Origin of the sequence: Gillisella taibaishanensis (assembly GCF_001938985.1) — a bacterium.
Classification (GTDB): Bacteria; Pseudomonadota; Alphaproteobacteria; order Rhizobiales; family Rhizobiaceae; genus Allorhizobium; species Allorhizobium taibaishanense.
In genome coordinates this window covers 205,177-220,905 of sequence record NZ_MKIN01000018.1, presented here as the reverse complement: position 1 = coordinate 220,905, position 15,729 = coordinate 205,177, and the positions used below count along the sequence as shown (strand labels likewise).

The window sequence follows — 15,729 nt, the reverse complement described above, 5'->3', positions numbered from 1 at the left end:
GCATCCTTGACTTTTGCAGGTACCCGCGCTTAGTAATCGGCAACGGTAATGGATTCTGCCGGGCATTAAGCCGAACCGCTTCCCCGATGAAGCTGATGACTCCTACTCAACGCACACCACGCGAAGGAGTAGAGTCGTGCCAAGAATTCAGTTCCGATTTTTCCTGATAGCAGGCGAGTCAGCGGGAGTGTCCAAGTGATGGCGCGCTCGGCATTTTCAGGTCTTCACGTCATCCAGATCCGCAGCCTGACAAAGTGGATTTTGGTCACCGTGCCCATGGCTGCCACGGTCGGATCTTTCGTCGCCCTTTTCCTGTGGAGCCTCGATAAGGCAACGGCGCTGCGCTTTGATTTTCCCTGGCTGATCTACACCATGCCGGTCGCCGGCTTTGCGATGGTCTGGGCTTATCAGCGCTTTGGTAAATCGGCTGAAGGCGGCAACAATCTGATTGTCGATCAGATCCACGAGCCGGGCGGCGGTGTGCCGTTGCGCATGGCGCCGTTCATTGTCGTCACCACGGTACTGACCCATCTCGTCGGTGGCTCCGCGGGGCGCGAAGGCACGGCGGTGCAACTCGGCGGCAGTCTCGCCAGCGCCTTCGGGCGGCTGTTCAGATTGACAGCAGGTGACGTGCGCATTCTGCTGATGGCCGGGATTGCCGCAGGTTTTGGCGCCGTGTTCGGCACGCCGATTGCCGGCGCCGTCTTTGCGCTCGAAGTGCTCACCATCGGCCGGATGCAATACGAAGCGCTGCTCCCTGCCCTGCTCGCCGCCATCGTTGCCGACTGGACCTGCCATGCCTGGGGCGCAAGCCATGTCCATTACGTCATCGCCTATCTGCACGGGATCGATGAGGCCGGCGGTTTTCACCTCGATCTCGTCCTGCTGCTAAAGGTGGTGGTGGCGGGCGCAGTGTTCGGGTTGGCCGCCCACGCCTTTGCCGAGCTGTCGCATCTGGCATCCGCGACCTACAAGAAGGTGCTGCCGTATGCGCCGCTGCGCCCGGTTCTCGCCAGCGCCATCCTGCTCGGCCTCGTATACCTGCTTGGCACTCGCGACTATCTCGGCCTTGGTGTCTGGTCGCCCAATCCTGGCGACATCACCATTCTCAGCTTCTTCCGGCCCGATCATGTCGACTATGTCAGCTGGGCCTGGAAGGCGCTGTTTACCATCGTCACACTCAGCGCCGGCTTCAAGGGTGGCGAAGTCACGCCACTGTTTTACATCGGTGCCGGGCTTGGCGGCGCGCTGGCGGGTATTCTCGGCGCTCCCGTTGATCTGTTTGCCGGGTTGGGTTTCGTCGCGGTCTTTGCCGGGGCGACCAATACGCCGCTGGCCTGCATGATCATGGGGCTCGAACTGTTCGGCGCAACGCACGCGGTCTATCTCGCCACTGCCTGCTTCGTCGCCTATCTCTGCAGCGGCCATTCCAGCATCTATATCTCGCAGCGGCTCGGCGTGCCGAAGACGGCGGCCGCTAGGCATATTCCGGCCGGAGTATCGGTTCGCCATATGCGGGACCTTTCCCGCCAGAACCCTGGCACACAGGGCGGCAGCGTCCAGCTCCAGCCGCCGTCCCCATCCGCTGATCAAAACAGGAGGCCCATCACCGTGACCCAGCACAGCCTTCACGCCAAGGACATCGGCATGGTGCGGATCTATATGAAGCCTCGCGAGAAAATGGCGGGCAAAGGCGGCTGGTTCGGCACCAAGCCGCTCTACCGAGAACTTGTGCTGCAGGCCAAGGCCGCCGGTGTCATCAATGCCGTCGCCCACCATACCCATTTCGGCTATTCCAATAGTGGCAAGCTGCAGGACGAGGGCTTCGAAATTCCCAATCCCGACCTGACCATGTGCGTGGAAATGATCGCCGAGCGTGACGTTCTCGAAAGCTTCTGCCGCACCCATGGTGCGCTCCTCAAAAACAAGGTGATTGTTTACAAACACCTGGAACAGTGGGCCTTGGACCATGGGGATTTGGTCAACGAGGATGTCACGGCGCAGGACGCGTTGACGGACAGGGCATCCTGAAGGAGACGAACATGATCTATCTGGTGGTTTTTCTCGGCGCCGGGCTTGGCGGCGTGTTGCGCCAGGCCGTCAATGTCGGGGCGGCGCGCCTGCTCGGCTTCGGCTTCCCCTGGGGCACGCTTACCGTCAACATCGCAGGCTCGATTGCCATGGGTCTGCTCGCCGAGTTCTTCGTGGTGCGCTCCGGCCTGCCGCAAGAACTGCGGTTGTTTCTGACGACAGGCATCCTCGGCGGCTTCACCACGTTTTCAACCTTTACCCTGGACGCCGTCACCCTCTGGGACCGCGGCCAATGGGGCCTCGCCGTGGGCTATGTCAGTCTTTCGCTGATTCTGTCTTTGGTAGGCCTCGTCGCCGGGATTACCTTGATCAGGCTGATCGGTCAGGGACAGGCCGGGTAAGCGCTTCACACTCCGGGTGGAGGCGCGTGTTCCGGCAAAACGACCGGCTTGATCTCCATGATCAGCTTTTTCACGATCTCGCGCTTGACCTGTGTGCGCTTACCGCTGGCATCGATCAATTGCTTCAAATACTCGGAAAACAATGGGGCACGTTGCAGTACCATGGGATGGTTGCTGGAAGCCGCCATGAACACGTCGATGGAAGGCACCAGCGCAAGCTTTGCCATATGCAGGTGGTCCATCCAGAAGTAGCTGTAGCTCGGGTTGAGGTGTTCCGAAACCGAAAACAGTGCCGCCGCAAATCCGGTGCGGTACGAGTTATCATAGACGGCCTGCAGATCCAGCAGATAGTTTGGCGTCGACTGGACGTTGATCCAGGACGAAATATTCAAGCTTTTCTTGACGTCCGCATCCGAGAAGGCCTGCGGCGAACAGGCCAGCACATCATAATGCGGATTGAGCGCACCAACGGCAAGCGCTGCGTAACCGCCCGAGGACTGGCCGAAAGCCAGACAGTGGCGACTGCCGATCTGATGGTGCAGGAAAGTGGCAATGCCCTTGATATCCGGCAGCAATTCAGAGCCGCCATACCACCAGCTCTTGGTATCCTGGAAGTAAAACACCCGTGCATCGAGCCCGCGCGCCACCGACAGCATCGAAAACCGCTCTAGATTGCCGCCGAAAATCACCAGATCGGACTTGGAGCGGCCATTGGCCTCGAACACCACGCAGCCGAGCTGTTCGGATAGATTGTTCAAATCGCCGATAATATGGCGCAGCTCCTCAAGACTGAGGTCTGAAAGCGGGGTCGAGCAATGTTTGAAAGCTATTCCGTGCGTCACTAAATCCTGAAATTCTACCGGCACCGGAACAAACCTTCACATTCTATAGTCAGTGGCCATTGGTAATGGATCCCACCATGCTTGGCAAACCGGCCAAGCCTTTATCAACGTTAATTGAAGGCAAGGTGGATCCAAGCGCATCGATGAACATCGCGCCCGACCTGCTTGCTGAACAAAATAGACTTTTTGAAGAAAAACTGTGGCTGGGGCGCCTGGATTCGAACCAGGGATGGCGGTACCAAAAACCACTGCCTTACCGCTTGGCTACGCCCCAACACGACCATGCAGAGCCGGTGATCCAGCCCATTGGTCTTGCCGGTCATTAGCAAAAGCCGCGAGCCGCTGCAATCGCTGATTTGATATTTTTCGTGGATCGATAAACGTGTCTCGGAAAGGTTCCACAATCCTGGGGAGTAAAATTCGTTAAAATTTTCGGAACGATCCCCGGCTCCAGCTGTTGTCCCGCCGAGACCAACGAACAGGAAAGGACTGAGACTGATGACCAAGATCAATGACGCTAAGATCCTTATTCTGGCCACAGATGGCTATGAACGCTCTGAACTGCGGGTTCCGCTCGAGCAACTCAAGGCAAAGGGTGCCGATGTTTCGATCGCATCCCTGAAGAAGCAGCCGATCAAGAGCTGGGCCGAGAAGAACTGGGGCGACACTGTCGATGTCGACCTTACCGTGGAAGAAGCCTCGGCTAGCAACTATGATGCGCTGGTCATTCCAGGCGGTCAGATCAACCCTGATATCCTGCGTGCCGATGCGAAGGCTGTGCAACTGGTGCGCGATTTCGTCGCGTCCGGCAAGGTGGTCGCCGCCGTTTGCCACGGTCCGTGGCTGCTGGTCGAAGCCGATGCGCTGCGCGGCCGTCAGGCAACCTCCTATGCCTCAATTCGCACCGACGTGAAGAATGCAGGCGCCCGCTGGGTAGACCAGACCGTGGTCGCCGATCAGGGCATTATCACCTCGCGCAATCCCGGTGATCTCGATGCCTTCGTGGCCAAGATCGTCGAGGAAGTCGAAGAAGGTCGCCACGACCGCCAGGCTGCATAACGCCGTTTCCACGTCTGATGATCTCAACACCCTTTCCTCGCGAAAGGGTGTTTTCTTTTGTGCAGCGGCGGCTTTACCCGCTCCCGGTTTTGCCTATCATGCAGGCATTGTTATAGGAGTCATCATGCCCGGATATTCCGCCCGCCCGCCCGCCATTGCCACCGTGCTGATCGATGATGCCGTGGTGCGCGTGACTCGCTGGGACTTTGAGCCGGGAGCTGCGACCGGCCACCACGTGCACGGGCTCGGCTATGTCGTTATCCCCATGACCGATTGCCATTTCCTGATCGAAGACAGCGCCGGCGAGCGCCGCGTGACCAGCCGCACGGGCGAGGCCTATCGGCGTGATGCCGGTGTCGAGCACAACGTCATCAATGGCGGCAGCGAACCGATGAGCTTCATCGAAATCGAATACAAATGACCGCTTGCCGGACTTGAAGCGCCTACTCGACTCCCCCATGGCGCCCTGCCATCATCCCGAGATCTTCCCGCATGAGCGAAAACCTGTCTGTCAGTGCCGATTATCAGGCCGAATACGGCCGTCGCGTGCCCATCCTGCCCGGCGTCGAACGCATCACCGCCAACAATGCCTCCGTCATGACCTACAAGGGCACTAACAGCTATATTGTCGGCGAGCGCTCGGTCTGCGTGATAGATCCCGGTCCTGACAACGAGGCGCATTTCCACGCGCTGCAACTGGCGCTGCGTGGCCGCGAGCTCACCCATATCGTGCTCACCCATACCCACCGGGATCATTCGGGCCTGGCGCTCCGGCTGAAAGCGCTGACCGGGGCGCTGCTGGTGGCCGAAGGTCCTCACCGATTGGCGCGGGCGCTGCATCCGGGCGAAGCGGCGGCCTTTGGCGAAAGCAGCGACATCGACCTGCTGCCGGATGTCACGCTTGCCGATGGCGAGCTGCTTGAAGGCAACGGCTGGGCGCTGGAAACGGTGCTGACGCCGGGCCATGCCGCCAACCACGCGGCCTTTGCCCTGAAGGGGCCAGCTGCCGGCGACGGCGTGCTGTTTTCCGGAGATCACGTGATGGGCTGGGCTTCAACGGTAATTGCCCCGCCCGATGGCTCGATGCGCGATTACATGGCCTCGCTCGACCGGTTGCTCGCGCGGGTCGACCGCGTCTATCTGCCTGGCCATGGCGGCCCGGTTCTGTCACCGCTTGCGCATGTGGCGGTCCTGAAGCAGCACCGGTTGAACCGCGAGCAAGCGATCCTTGCCAGGGTGCAGGCCGGGGACCGAACCCTGGACGACCTCCTGGCCGCAATCTACCGCGATATCAGCCCGGATCTTTACAAGGCGGCAGCGCTGTCCCTGCTTGCGCATCTGGAAGATCTGGCAGAGCGTGGCGCGGTCAGAACCGATGGCCCGGTGCTGGCAGGTTCGCGGTTTCATCCCGGTTGAAGTAACCGCGTTACCGGCTGGCGATGCCAAGCAATTCACCGTCCAGCGCTGTCAGATAGGCATTTGCGATGGAAGCGGATACGCCGAGGTCGTGCGGCGTGTCCCGGCTGGCCACACGGATATCGACCAGAACAGTCTCTTCCTCTTCCCGCAGCCGGATCAGGATATCCCAGGGAAAACCAAGGATCCCATTACGGGCGGTGGCCTGAATGCGGATGATCCCCGGCGGCTCGTTGTCGGGACGCAGATCTTCCGGTTGCGGCTCCGGACGCGGCATAGGCACGGGGACAGGCGGCATGGCAGGCCCAACGGCAGGCCCTTGCGCCAGCCCGCCGGTTGCTGTCCCCGCCGCTGCAGGCGGCTGAAAATCCGGCCGGGCATAGGCGGCACCGCGCGTGCTGGTGACGGTAAACCGCTGATCTGCGGCCACCTTGCGCACGGCCTGATAAACACGGTCAAGGGCGCCGTCATAGCGGCGCACTGTCAATGTCGGGTAGGCGCCGGCCTGCAGATCGGCCTGCGTCGCGGCGTCAATGCCCGGGCGCGCCAGCCAGCTTCGCCGATGCGGCGGCGGCACGATCCAGGCGGGCGGATCACTGGGATCGCTGACGATTTCAAAAAGCGGCGGCAGCGAACGGTAACGTTCTGCGCCGAGCATCAGGACCGCAAGCGGCAGGATGGCGAGCACCAGCGCCCGGCTGGAAGCAAGGCCTCCCTTGGCGCCGATCTGCCAGAGCCGCCACAGACCCCAAAGGGAAAACAGGACAGACAAGGCCGCAAGCGCCCCTGAGACCAGCACGGCGAGCACGAAACTGGGCAGTTGCAAGGGACCGAACCGGGCGCCGAGCCACGCGCCGACCAGGAGCAGGAAGGCCAGCATGGACAATCGCCAGGCCCAGCGGGCGGCTGATGACACAGGGCGGATGAAGCGGATGGTCATGCGGACGCGCCGTCTCCAAAGTGATAGCCCGCCGTTGGTTCCAGACCCGACACCTGATCGGTTCCCATATGACCGACCCTTGAGAAGACGGCTTTGCCGGCAGGCAAAATTATGTGCCAGGACACGATGAGGCTGTGGCGCAAAGCGCGTGTCTTCACCATGCACCTGGGCATGTCTGCCTTCCATAGCTGATTACGTCGTCGCCCGGTATCGTCAGTGCAAAAAAATCCACGGAAGCAAAAACCAGTCGCGGCTATATTTCGTAAACTATGGTGAAAAAAGCAATTTCAAGTTGTCTTCTCCGTCTGCCTTTATTAGCATGAGAAAACTCTTAAGGAAGATAGTTTTCAACTATAGCGATAGGAAGGCAGAGTAAGACGGCATAGTTTTCTGTAGAAGTGGCTGCCGACCTTGGCAGCGGGAGCCAATGACCGGGGGAAGAGTGGGGAAGAAGAGCAGGACGGCAGGCAATCGCCTGACACTGAATGAAGTTGCGGAGAAGGTCGGCGTCAGTCCGATTACCATTTCCCGGGCGCTCAACAAGCCCGAAAAAGTGTCTCCGGGCTTGCGTGAAACCATCTTAAAAATTGTCGAGGAACTGGGCTACGTGCCCGATTACGCCGCGCGCGCGCTGGCCAGCCGCTCCGGCAACACGATCGGGGTTTTGTCTTCGCTGCTGGGCAGCAACATCTTTCCAAGGGTCATGAAGGGTATCGAGGATCGCGCATGGGGCTCTGGCCTGCGTATACAGTATGTCAACACCCGCTACGATCCTGCCGAGGAAGTGCATCAGCTCAAGCAGTTTTTCGGGCAAAAGCCATCCGGCATCATCATCGGCGGCGTGCAGATCGACCCGCGTGTGACCGACCTTCTGAAGGATGCACCCTGCCCCGTCGTGCAGCTACTCGATATCAGCTATCCGCCGGTCGACATGGCTGTGGGTATCAATAATCGAGCCGCAACCGAGGCGGCGCTGCGCCATCTGCTCGACGTAGGTTATCGGCGTATCGGTTTTTGCGCCAGCCGCTCGGACATTCCGGTACAGATGCGGCTGGAGGCCTATCGCAGGTTCATGACTGCGGAGGGGCTCTATAACCCTGCTCTCGAAGTCAGCGTCGACAGCACCGATACGATCGGCTCTGGCGGCAATACACTCGATCAGCTGTTTGCTGCAGACCCCGAGATCGACGCAATCCTCTGCGACCACGACGACCTGTCGCTCGGCCTGCTTTTCGAGTGTCAGCGGCGCGGTATTGCCGTGCCCGATCGGCTCGGGTTGTGCAGTTTTACCGATCTCGACTACTGCGCCCATACGGTACCGCCGCTGACCACGGTGCGCACGCCGCTCTATCAACTCGGCTACCGCGCCGTCGACATGATCATCCGCGGTCAGGACAAACGACGCCAGGAGCAGACGATCGATCTCGGCTTCGAACTGATCGCCCGCGGCTCCACCCGCCGCAGCGTCCAGATGGAGGTGTCCGACACTTGCCTTGGCGCCAAAACCCTGTAGAGAAGTCCCAGAACGCGACTGCCGTTATCTATAGAACGGGGTCGGGCGGCCGATTGACGTCACGCTGCTGCCACGAGATCACGTGGCCGTTCTTTAAGATGTCCTGAGGTTTCAGAATGTCTTGCAGGACCGAACCGCGCAGGCTTCGACGACTGAAATTTTCCTGCGCGGCATCATTTTTCGAACAAACGTGCGATCAGGGAATTCGGGAAACGGTTTTCGAGAAATCGAGATTGTTAGGCACCAACCAGTTCAACTCTCGCCGATTTGCGCCCGCCGGCTCTTTCGTCAGAGAAACGTCGCTATCAACGATCGAAACGCTGAAATCGGCGGCCCAGACGCTGCCTGAGCCTTTCAGGAAGAAGCCGAAGAAGAGCTCTCGGCTACCCTCGCCGGGCACGTCGATCACGATGCTGCGCCTCGTCCAGTCATTGTCGCCGAACAGCCATCCATTGGCATGATGCTGCAGATTGTCGAATGCCAGGACATGTCCAGGCGATTGATCGACGCGGACCCAAATGGTTGCGCCAAGCGAGACGGCCTGCGTGGCAAGATCCGCACTCACCCTCAGCCGTTTTCCGGCAAAGGGAACTGCCGACACAGTTTGCATGAGTGTCGCAAACACCCGCTGCGGCGTTCGATATCGACTGGATGCAGTTCTGGTGTAATGGATCAGGGCAGCATGACGACCGCAGCCAAACGGATTGACATCGCCACCGTAATCGAATTCTTCTGGATATTCCGCGAGAAAATACCAGGATTGAAGCTCCTGCAAACGGCGCTCGTCCGCCGCTTCCTGCCGCTTCAGACGGGCAGACAGAATATTCCAATCGGCCATCCCAAACTGTCTTGCGATCAGATCGAGGCTCTCGCCATGGGAGATAGTAAGATTCTTTTCGCGCAAAGAGTTTTCGAGGATTTTCGCCATGCGCTTGGCATCACGGTAGCTATGCATTGAGTTTTCCCTGTGATGGGTCAATCCCAAAAGCCAGTGCCCACATTGCTGACGGATCGACCCTTCGCAAGGACATTGATCGCCTCTGGATGCTTTCACCATTCCCTAGACGGCGTGAGCGGCAGGCAGCATCAGCCTTGCCGGAAAGATGATGGCTCGGTCGCGCCCTGTCAAGCTTTTCGAGCGAGCGGAGGCCTACCCATAGCGGCGCTTGCGGGGGATTGACGCCGCCCGCACCCGGTCTGTAGTACCACGCCTTGCTGGACTCAGAGGAAATAAGTCCATATAGTATTACCAGGTATCACCGGGTAATAAGAGGCTCCGCATTGGCGACATCTCTCAAGATCGATGATGGGCTGAAAGCGCGCGTCCAGCAGCTTGCCAACCAGCAGCGGCGGTCGTCGCACTGGATCATGCTGGAAGCCGTCAGGCAATATGTGGAACGCGAAGAGGCGCGCGAGAGTTTCAAGCAGGAAGCCATGGCATCCTGGGCAGAGCACCAGGAAACCGGTCGGCACCTGAGCGGCGCTGAAGTGCGTGGCTGGCTGAACGGCTGGGGAACGGATAACGAAACGGCAGCGCCCGAGTGCCACGAGTAATCGTCACCCGACCCGCTCTGGAAGGCATGGAGCGCTGCAGGCGTTTCCTCGCGACCAAGACACCGGACGCGGCGAAACGCGCCGGTCAAGCCATCGAACGACACTTTCTGCTCTTGGAACAGACACCCGATATCGGCCGCCCGCTTACTGATATGCCTGACATGCGGGTGTTGATTATCCCCTTTGGCGAAAGCGGCTATGTCGCATTATTTCGCTACGAACCTGCCGAGGATACGGTCTATGTTTTGGCATTCAAGCATCAGAGGGAAACGAAATTTTGATACTCAGACCAGTTCGAAACGAGAGGCTGTTAATTGCAACATAAATTTCAGAAATAATTTCTCAAAATACCAAAATCAACACGATGACTTTATATTATTAAACATCGCAGATATTCTTTAATAAAATTAAACAATTCATGTCTACTTACGGATAATTACGTTCCCTGTAATTTATTATTTTTTTTCATTTCCCGGAGACCCTACAATCACAACAGAGCGGTAACCAACACCAGGGCCGGTTTGTCTCACAACCAGTCCAACACCTGGACCTGATTGGACAACTCTGGTTCCAATAGCGCTTTGGCCAGCTTCGACATGAACGACTGATTCAGCTCCCACTGAGGGGACAGTACCATTACTGTGGGAATCGACCATCATGCCGACGCCTCCGCCCGAGTTATTGATATCAGTCCCGACAATTATCCCGTTGGATTTTGTCGGTCTGTCATCGCTCTGATCCATTTTGTGTGCTCCTGTTGAATCTTTTAGTATTGTTCTCGGCTTGATGTCATCTTCCAGATTGGAAAGCTGGGACACTAATGTCGCAACAAAAATCGCGACCGAAACCGCATAAGCAGAAACCTGAAACAGCGTGGGTTGCAACCTATCGGGTAAAAGGGCCGTCCCTATAATGACGACACCCAAAGCAACACCAGACATCGATATAGACGTGGGCATTGACTTCACCGCATATGGCAGCAAAAACGAAACGAGAGCAGTTCCTATACCGAAAAGGACGCTCTTATCCACGTCAACCTCCAAAGCAGCTTCATATTTTATATAGTTGGGATATATAAATGCCGCTTACAAGGTTTTCATTTTCTTTTCTGCAAATTTATCGACAAATTACGCGAACTAAACAAGGTCGAGCAAAGGTCGTTAAAGTTATCGTCTCTTGACTTCTAGATACCATCGAAACCGGGCAAACAAAAAGCCGCTACACGTTCCCCAACGCGCGGCGGCTTCGATGCATTTAGTTCATCAACCGATGAAATTTACCCCTCGATCCCATCCAGCAGATCCCTTGCCTGCCCCGTGGTCACGCGGCGCAGTTCGACTTCGTCGCGACGGGCGGCCATGAGTTCGGTGGCCATGATCTGGTCTGCGAGATCGGCGGGCAGCGACAGCAGCACGCGGGCTTCGCCCTTGTTGAGGTCATCGACATCGGCGCGCTTGGCAGTGATCATGCCGCCGGCCACCGTATTGTTGGTGTCGGGGTCGATCAGGATGAAGGCGCCGGTGGAGCGGTTCTGTTCATAGGGGTCGAAAACCGCCTTTTCGTCGAAGGCGAGCTGCACCTTGCCGATGGCGTTCATGGCCAGCGCATCGGCCGGGTTCCACTTGCCGTTCTTCAGGTCGAGCGCCAGCACCGGCTTGACCTGGACGCGCTGGCGGCGCGAACCGCTTTTCAGCCAATAGCGCTTGTTGGGCTGGATGCCGTCGGGCTGCAGTGCCACAAGCTGCGCGTCGAAAGCAAGACCAACCTGCGGCTCGGCGTCGAGCGAGACGATCATGTCGCCGCGCGACACATCCACCTGGCGGTCGAGCACCAGCGTGATAGCGTCGCCGGCAACAGCGGCATTGCGCACCAGATCGAAGGTGACGATCTGCTTGACATTGGCCACCGCGCCAGACGGCAGGATGGCGACGCTGTCGCCCGGCTTGACTGCGCCACCGGCAACCGTGCCCTGATAGCCGCGGAAGCTTTCGCCAGGGCGCGAGACGCGCTGCACCGGCAGGCGGAAACCTGTCGATTGGGCCGAGCGCGAGGTGGCGCGTTCCAGCGTTTCCACCAGCGTCGGGCCATCGTACCACGGCATGGCGTCCTTACCGGAATAGACGACGTTTTCGCCCTTCAGCGCCGACATCGGAATGGCAGTGACCTGGCGCACGCCAAGCGTCAGGGCGATTTCCTTGAAGGCATGGACGATGGCGTCGAAACCAGCCTTGTCATAGCCGGTAAGGTCGATCTTGTTGATCGCCAGCACGAACTGCTTGATGCCCATCAGCGACGCGATGGTGGCGTGGCGGCGGGTCTGTTCGAGAATGCCGGCGCGGGCATCGACCAGCAGCACGGCGAGATCAGCGGTCGAAGCGCCGGTTGCCATGTTGCGGGTATATTGCTCATGGCCGGGGGTGTCGGCGACGATGAAGGAGCGCTTGTCGGTGGCGAAATAGCGATAGGCGACATCGATGGTGATGCCCTGTTCGCGCTCGGCCTGCAGACCGTCGAGCAGCAGGGCGAAGTCCGGCAGGCCGAGGTCGTTCTGCTTGCCGCTGTCGCGGCGCAGCGTCGCGGCCTGATCTTCCTTCACGGCCTTGGTGTCCCAGAGCAGCCGACCGATCAGCGTCGACTTGCCGTCATCGACGGAGCCGCAGGTGATCAGCCGCAGCGGGCGAGAATCGCGGCCGGTATAGGCAGCTTCGGACTGGGGAACAGCGTTTGCCAAGGAGAGCCCTTCTGATGTCTGTGCGGAAGGCGCGTTTGCGGCGAGTGCGGTGGCGCTAGCGGTCATATCAGAAATATCCTTCGCGTTTTTTCTTTTCCATCGAGCCGGACTGGTCGCGGTCGATGGCGCGGCCCTGACGTTCGGAGACGGTGGCGATTTCAAGCTCGGCGATCACTTCGTCGAGCGTACGGGCTTCAGACCGCAGCGCACCGGTCAGCGGGAAGCAGCCGAGCGTGCGGAAGCGGATCGAGCCATGCTGGATCTTTTCGCCGGGCAACAGTTCCAGACGTTCGTCCTCGGCCAGGATCATCATGCCGTCACGTTCGATAAAGGGCCGGTTTTCGGCGAAATAGAGCGGCACCAGCGGAATGTTTTCCGCCTGGATGTAGCGCCAGATATCGACCTCGGTCCAGTTGGACAGTGGGAAGGCGCGCACGCTTTCGCCCCGCTTAATCATGCCGTTATAGACGTTCCACAGTTCCGGACGCTGGTTGCGCGGGTCCCATTTATGGTCGGGCGTGCGGAAGGAATAGATCCGCTCCTTGGCGCGCGAGGCTTCTTCGTCGCGCCGCGCACCGCCGAAGGCCGCGTCATACTTGCCAGCATCCAGCGCCTGGCGCAGGGCTTCGGTCTTCATGATATCGGTGTAGAGCGCCGAGCCGTGGGTGAAAGGCGTGACATTTTCAGCCTTGCCGCGCGGATTGGTATGAACGACCAGATCGAGATCGAAACGGCGAGCCATTTCATCACGAAAGGCGATCATTTCCCGGAATTTCCAGCCGGTATCGATATGCAGCAGCGGAAACGGCACCCGGCCCGGATAGAACGCCTTGCGCGCCAGATGCAGCAGCACGGACGAATCCTTGCCGATCGAATAGAGCATCACAGGGTTTTCGAATTCACCAGCCACTTCGCGGAAGATGTGGATCGCCTCGTTTTCCAGCGCCTTCAAATGCGGGTCGAGCGGCGCGCGCGTAACCGTCTCCTTGGAATGCGGGTCGAACTCGGACTGGTGCAGATGCATGATCTGGTTCCCGGATTGGGGCGCTGTCGGCTGAGTCTGTGCAGACATGAATTTCTTATCCTACTGGCCGAAGATGGTTTCTGGCTAGCCTTGCGCGGCAGATTGCAGCAAGGCGCAGACGGCGGCGGTTTAAAGAGAACTTGAATTGAGTGACGGGATGGCGGCTTCGGGCACATGCAAGCCGCATTCGCGCTTCTCGTCGTTTTCCCACCACCAGCGGCCGGCGCGTTCCGGCTCGCCGGGCTTGATGGCGCGGGTGCAGGGCTCGCAGCCGATGGAGGGATAACCGCGCGCATGCAGCGGATTGACCGGCACCGCTTCGCGCTCGACATAGGCGTCGATGGCATCCAGCGACCAATCGGCCAGCGGGTTGATCTTGATCAGATTGCGCTCGGCGTCATATTCGGCGAAGGGCGTGGCGGCCCGGTTGCCTGACTGGCTGCGGCGCAAACCGGTGACCCAGACCGAAGCGCCTTCCAGCGCCTTGGCCAGAGGCACCAGCTTGCGCACATGACAGCAAGCGTGGCGGGCTTCAACGCTCTCGTAAAAGCCATTAAGGCCGTATTTGGCGGCGTAAGCGTCGATATCGTCCTGCGCCGGGCGGTAGCGCTTGATGGCAATGCCGAAACGCTCTTCGGTTTCGGCGATCAGGTCCACCGTTTCCTTGAACAGGCGGCCAGTTTCCAGCGTCGCCACCTCAATGGAGAGGCCGGCAAGGCCGATGGCCGCCGTGATGACCTGATCCTCGATGCCGAGGCTGGTGGTGAAAACGGCGCGGCCGCCGAGTTCTTCAACCAGACGAAGGCGGGCCGTGAGATCGAGATCGACGAAGGCCGCATCAAGCGAGGCAGCAGCTTCAATATGGGGGAGCGATGTCATGAACTCTTTCCTATCAGTTGACGGCAGTATCGGGGTTTTTGCCGCCAAAGGACAGAAATCGCCTTTTAAGGCTCCATGGATGATGAGCAAAATTCACTAAAAGCCGGGGGGAATACGCAATTCCTGCCGGGCTTCGCCAGCGGTAGGCAAAGTGAACAGTCGATGCCAATGTAAAGAGACATCGAGGAGCACATATCAGACGGATTAAATCTATAATAATTGTAGATTTACTTGTCAAACTCCGTTCGCGCGATTTTTGTCGGTCCCGGCAGCCCCTTGCACCAACGAAAAGGCCGCACCCTTTCGGGCACGACCTTCTTTATAATATGCGCACCATAGAGGTGTGCACCATCGACCGGCTTAGTTGCCGCCGAGGAATTCCTCGCACCAGGTCTTGCCGCCTTCGACGGGCCTGTCGGAGATCGGCTTGATCGAGCGGATCACGTAATCGGAGGAGACGGTGATGCGGACTTCGCAGCGCAGGTATTCGGTGCGGCCGGCCTTGGAAACCTTGCCGCGCTTGCCATCGGGACCCTGGGCATAGGTCGGAGCGACCGTGCGGGTGCGGAAGCCGCCGCGCCAGCTATAGACAGTGCCGCCACCGGCCTGCTCGTCGTTGAAGGGCGGGCCGTATTTGGCAAAGAATGCACCGGCGGGCTGGTTGACCCAGCGCTCTTCCACCAGGTTCTTCTTCTCCATCGGCACGATGCCGGATGCCGTTGTACATCCAGCCAGCGCCAAGGCGAGAGAAGCCGTCAGCATGATCCGAAATTTCATATCCTATCCCTCAGTCATCCGCTTGCAGGGATTGCCGCACCGCGCGCCAGAAACCCTGCGTGTTTGAGAGCGGCCAGCCCCGGCAGAGCCCCTGCCAAGCACCCTGTTGCCACCTTATGTTCCGCCTTTATCGCCAAAACTTTCCATTGGAAATCACCAAGTTGCAGGATAACGCCAACTTGTCTCAAAACGGTGCTGGCTGCGGCTTTCCAGCCACTGTCGCGAGGCTGTCATTTTTTTAAGAACCCCCGCTTGTCTATCCCGAAAGCTTGGTCTATACGGGCGCCACTGGTCACGGAGTGTAGCGCAGTCTGGTAGCGCACCACGTTCGGGACGTGGGGGTCGGAGGTTCGAATCCTCTCACTCCGACCAGTTTGAAAAGGCCCGCAACAGCGGGCTTTTTTCGTTTTTGGCGCCGGCTTAAAAGGGCTGGTGCCGAACCTACACACTCGCACCTTATATCGCAGCGGCGGCAATTATTCCTGCCCTCTGGATTTCCCCCTCCCATCAGCGCATACTCCCATCATATCCGCCACGCTGTCGCGGCGGATCTCGTCTTTGA

16 protein-coding genes, 2 tRNA genes and 1 riboswitch are annotated in these 15,729 nt (G+C 59.0%); of the genes, 9 read left to right on the top strand and 9 right to left on the bottom strand.

Features of this window, described 5'->3' with window-relative positions; translation table 11 throughout:
* Window positions 1-35 precede the first annotated feature (35 nt).
* Window positions 36-112, top strand: a riboswitch (Fluoride riboswitch).
* Between the two features lie 86 nt (window positions 113-198).
* Window positions 199-2,031 (top strand): voltage-gated chloride channel family protein, encoded by a 1,833-nt coding sequence (locus BJF91_RS03320; protein ID WP_075613042.1) that lies wholly within the window; start codon window positions 199-201, stop codon window positions 2,029-2,031.
* A gap of 11 nt (window positions 2,032-2,042) precedes the next feature.
* On the top strand, window positions 2,043-2,432 hold the full coding sequence (crcB, locus tag BJF91_RS03315; RefSeq protein WP_075613041.1) for a fluoride efflux transporter CrcB: 390 nt from the start codon (window positions 2,043-2,045) through the stop codon (window positions 2,430-2,432).
* 5 nt (window positions 2,433-2,437) lie between these two features.
* On the opposite strand, the gene BJF91_RS03310 is transcribed toward crcB, so the two are convergent.
* Window positions 2,438-3,274, bottom strand: coding sequence for a hypothetical protein (locus tag BJF91_RS03310; RefSeq protein WP_075613040.1), 837 nt, complete (start codon window positions 3,272-3,274; stop codon window positions 2,438-2,440).
* A 200-nt stretch (window positions 3,275-3,474) separates the two neighbouring features.
* Window positions 3,475-3,548, bottom strand: a tRNA-Gln gene (locus tag BJF91_RS03305).
* 224 nt (window positions 3,549-3,772) lie between these two features.
* Between BJF91_RS03305 and BJF91_RS03300 the strand changes: the two genes are divergently transcribed.
* The 3 genes from BJF91_RS03300 to BJF91_RS03290 all read left to right on the top strand — a co-directional run bounded on the left by BJF91_RS03300 (window position 3,773) and on the right by BJF91_RS03290 (window position 5,749).
* Window positions 3,773-4,333 (top strand): type 1 glutamine amidotransferase domain-containing protein, encoded by a 561-nt coding sequence (locus BJF91_RS03300; RefSeq protein WP_075613039.1) that lies wholly within the window; start codon window positions 3,773-3,775, stop codon window positions 4,331-4,333.
* 124 nt (window positions 4,334-4,457) lie between these two features.
* Window positions 4,458-4,754 carry a cupin domain-containing protein gene (locus tag BJF91_RS03295; RefSeq protein WP_075613038.1) on the top strand — a complete coding sequence of 99 codons (297 nt, stop codon included), beginning with the start codon at window positions 4,458-4,460 and terminating at the stop codon, window positions 4,752-4,754.
* A 71-nt stretch (window positions 4,755-4,825) separates the two neighbouring features.
* Complete coding sequence (locus BJF91_RS03290) at window positions 4,826-5,749, top strand: MBL fold metallo-hydrolase (protein ID WP_075613037.1); 924 nt, start codon at window positions 4,826-4,828, stop codon at window positions 5,747-5,749.
* A 10-nt stretch (window positions 5,750-5,759) separates the two neighbouring features.
* On the opposite strand, the gene BJF91_RS03285 is transcribed toward BJF91_RS03290, so the two are convergent.
* Complete coding sequence (locus BJF91_RS03285) at window positions 5,760-6,689, bottom strand: DUF1499 domain-containing protein (protein ID WP_075613036.1); 930 nt, start codon at window positions 6,687-6,689, stop codon at window positions 5,760-5,762.
* A 427-nt stretch (window positions 6,690-7,116) separates the two neighbouring features.
* On the opposite strand from BJF91_RS03285, the gene BJF91_RS03280 reads away from it, so the two are divergent.
* Entirely contained in the window at window positions 7,117-8,202 is a 1,086-nt protein-coding gene (locus BJF91_RS03280; RefSeq protein WP_075613035.1) for a LacI family DNA-binding transcriptional regulator, read from the top strand.
* Between the two features lie 196 nt (window positions 8,203-8,398).
* Here BJF91_RS03280 and BJF91_RS03275 read toward each other — a convergent pair whose 3' ends face one another.
* Window positions 8,399-9,157, bottom strand: coding sequence for a glyoxalase superfamily protein (locus tag BJF91_RS03275; protein WP_075613034.1), 759 nt, complete (start codon window positions 9,155-9,157; stop codon window positions 8,399-8,401).
* 326 nt (window positions 9,158-9,483) lie between these two features.
* Between BJF91_RS03275 and BJF91_RS03270 the strand changes: the two genes are divergently transcribed.
* Both BJF91_RS03270 and BJF91_RS03265 read left to right on the top strand, forming a co-directional pair.
* Complete coding sequence (locus BJF91_RS03270) at window positions 9,484-9,756, top strand: CopG family ribbon-helix-helix protein (RefSeq protein WP_075613033.1); 273 nt, start codon at window positions 9,484-9,486, stop codon at window positions 9,754-9,756.
* Window positions 9,757-9,782: 26 nt separating this feature from the next.
* Complete coding sequence (locus BJF91_RS03265; RefSeq protein ID WP_210288993.1) at window positions 9,783-10,037, top strand: type II toxin-antitoxin system RelE/ParE family toxin; 255 nt, start codon at window positions 9,783-9,785, stop codon at window positions 10,035-10,037.
* 174 nt (window positions 10,038-10,211) lie between these two features.
* Here the strand turns inward: BJF91_RS03265 and BJF91_RS24700 are convergent, their stop codons facing one another.
* The 5 genes from BJF91_RS24700 to BJF91_RS03245 form a co-directional block, all read right to left on the bottom strand.
* Window positions 10,212-10,787, bottom strand: coding sequence for a hypothetical protein (locus BJF91_RS24700; RefSeq protein WP_139310566.1), 576 nt, complete (start codon window positions 10,785-10,787; stop codon window positions 10,212-10,214).
* A gap of 245 nt (window positions 10,788-11,032) precedes the next feature.
* Window positions 11,033-12,553, bottom strand: a complete 1,521-nt coding sequence (cysN, locus tag BJF91_RS03260) for a sulfate adenylyltransferase subunit CysN (RefSeq protein WP_075613031.1) — start codon at window positions 12,551-12,553, stop codon at window positions 11,033-11,035.
* A 1-nt stretch (window position 12,554) separates the two neighbouring features.
* Window positions 12,555-13,511: a sulfate adenylyltransferase subunit CysD gene (gene cysD, locus BJF91_RS03255; protein WP_075613110.1), complete on the bottom strand. Its 957-nt coding sequence runs from the start codon at window positions 13,509-13,511 to the stop codon at window positions 12,555-12,557.
* Between the two features lie 129 nt (window positions 13,512-13,640).
* Entirely contained in the window at window positions 13,641-14,390 is a 750-nt protein-coding gene (locus tag BJF91_RS03250; protein WP_075613030.1) for a phosphoadenylyl-sulfate reductase, read from the bottom strand.
* A 360-nt stretch (window positions 14,391-14,750) separates the two neighbouring features.
* The gene (locus tag BJF91_RS03245) at window positions 14,751-15,167 is read right to left on the bottom strand and encodes a hypothetical protein (RefSeq protein WP_075613029.1); all 417 of its coding nucleotides are present in this window, start codon (window positions 15,165-15,167) and stop codon (window positions 14,751-14,753) included.
* Between the two features lie 295 nt (window positions 15,168-15,462).
* On the opposite strand from BJF91_RS03245, the gene BJF91_RS03240 reads away from it, so the two are divergent.
* Window positions 15,463-15,539 (top strand) — tRNA-Pro (locus BJF91_RS03240).
* Window positions 15,540-15,729: the final 190 nt, after the last annotated feature.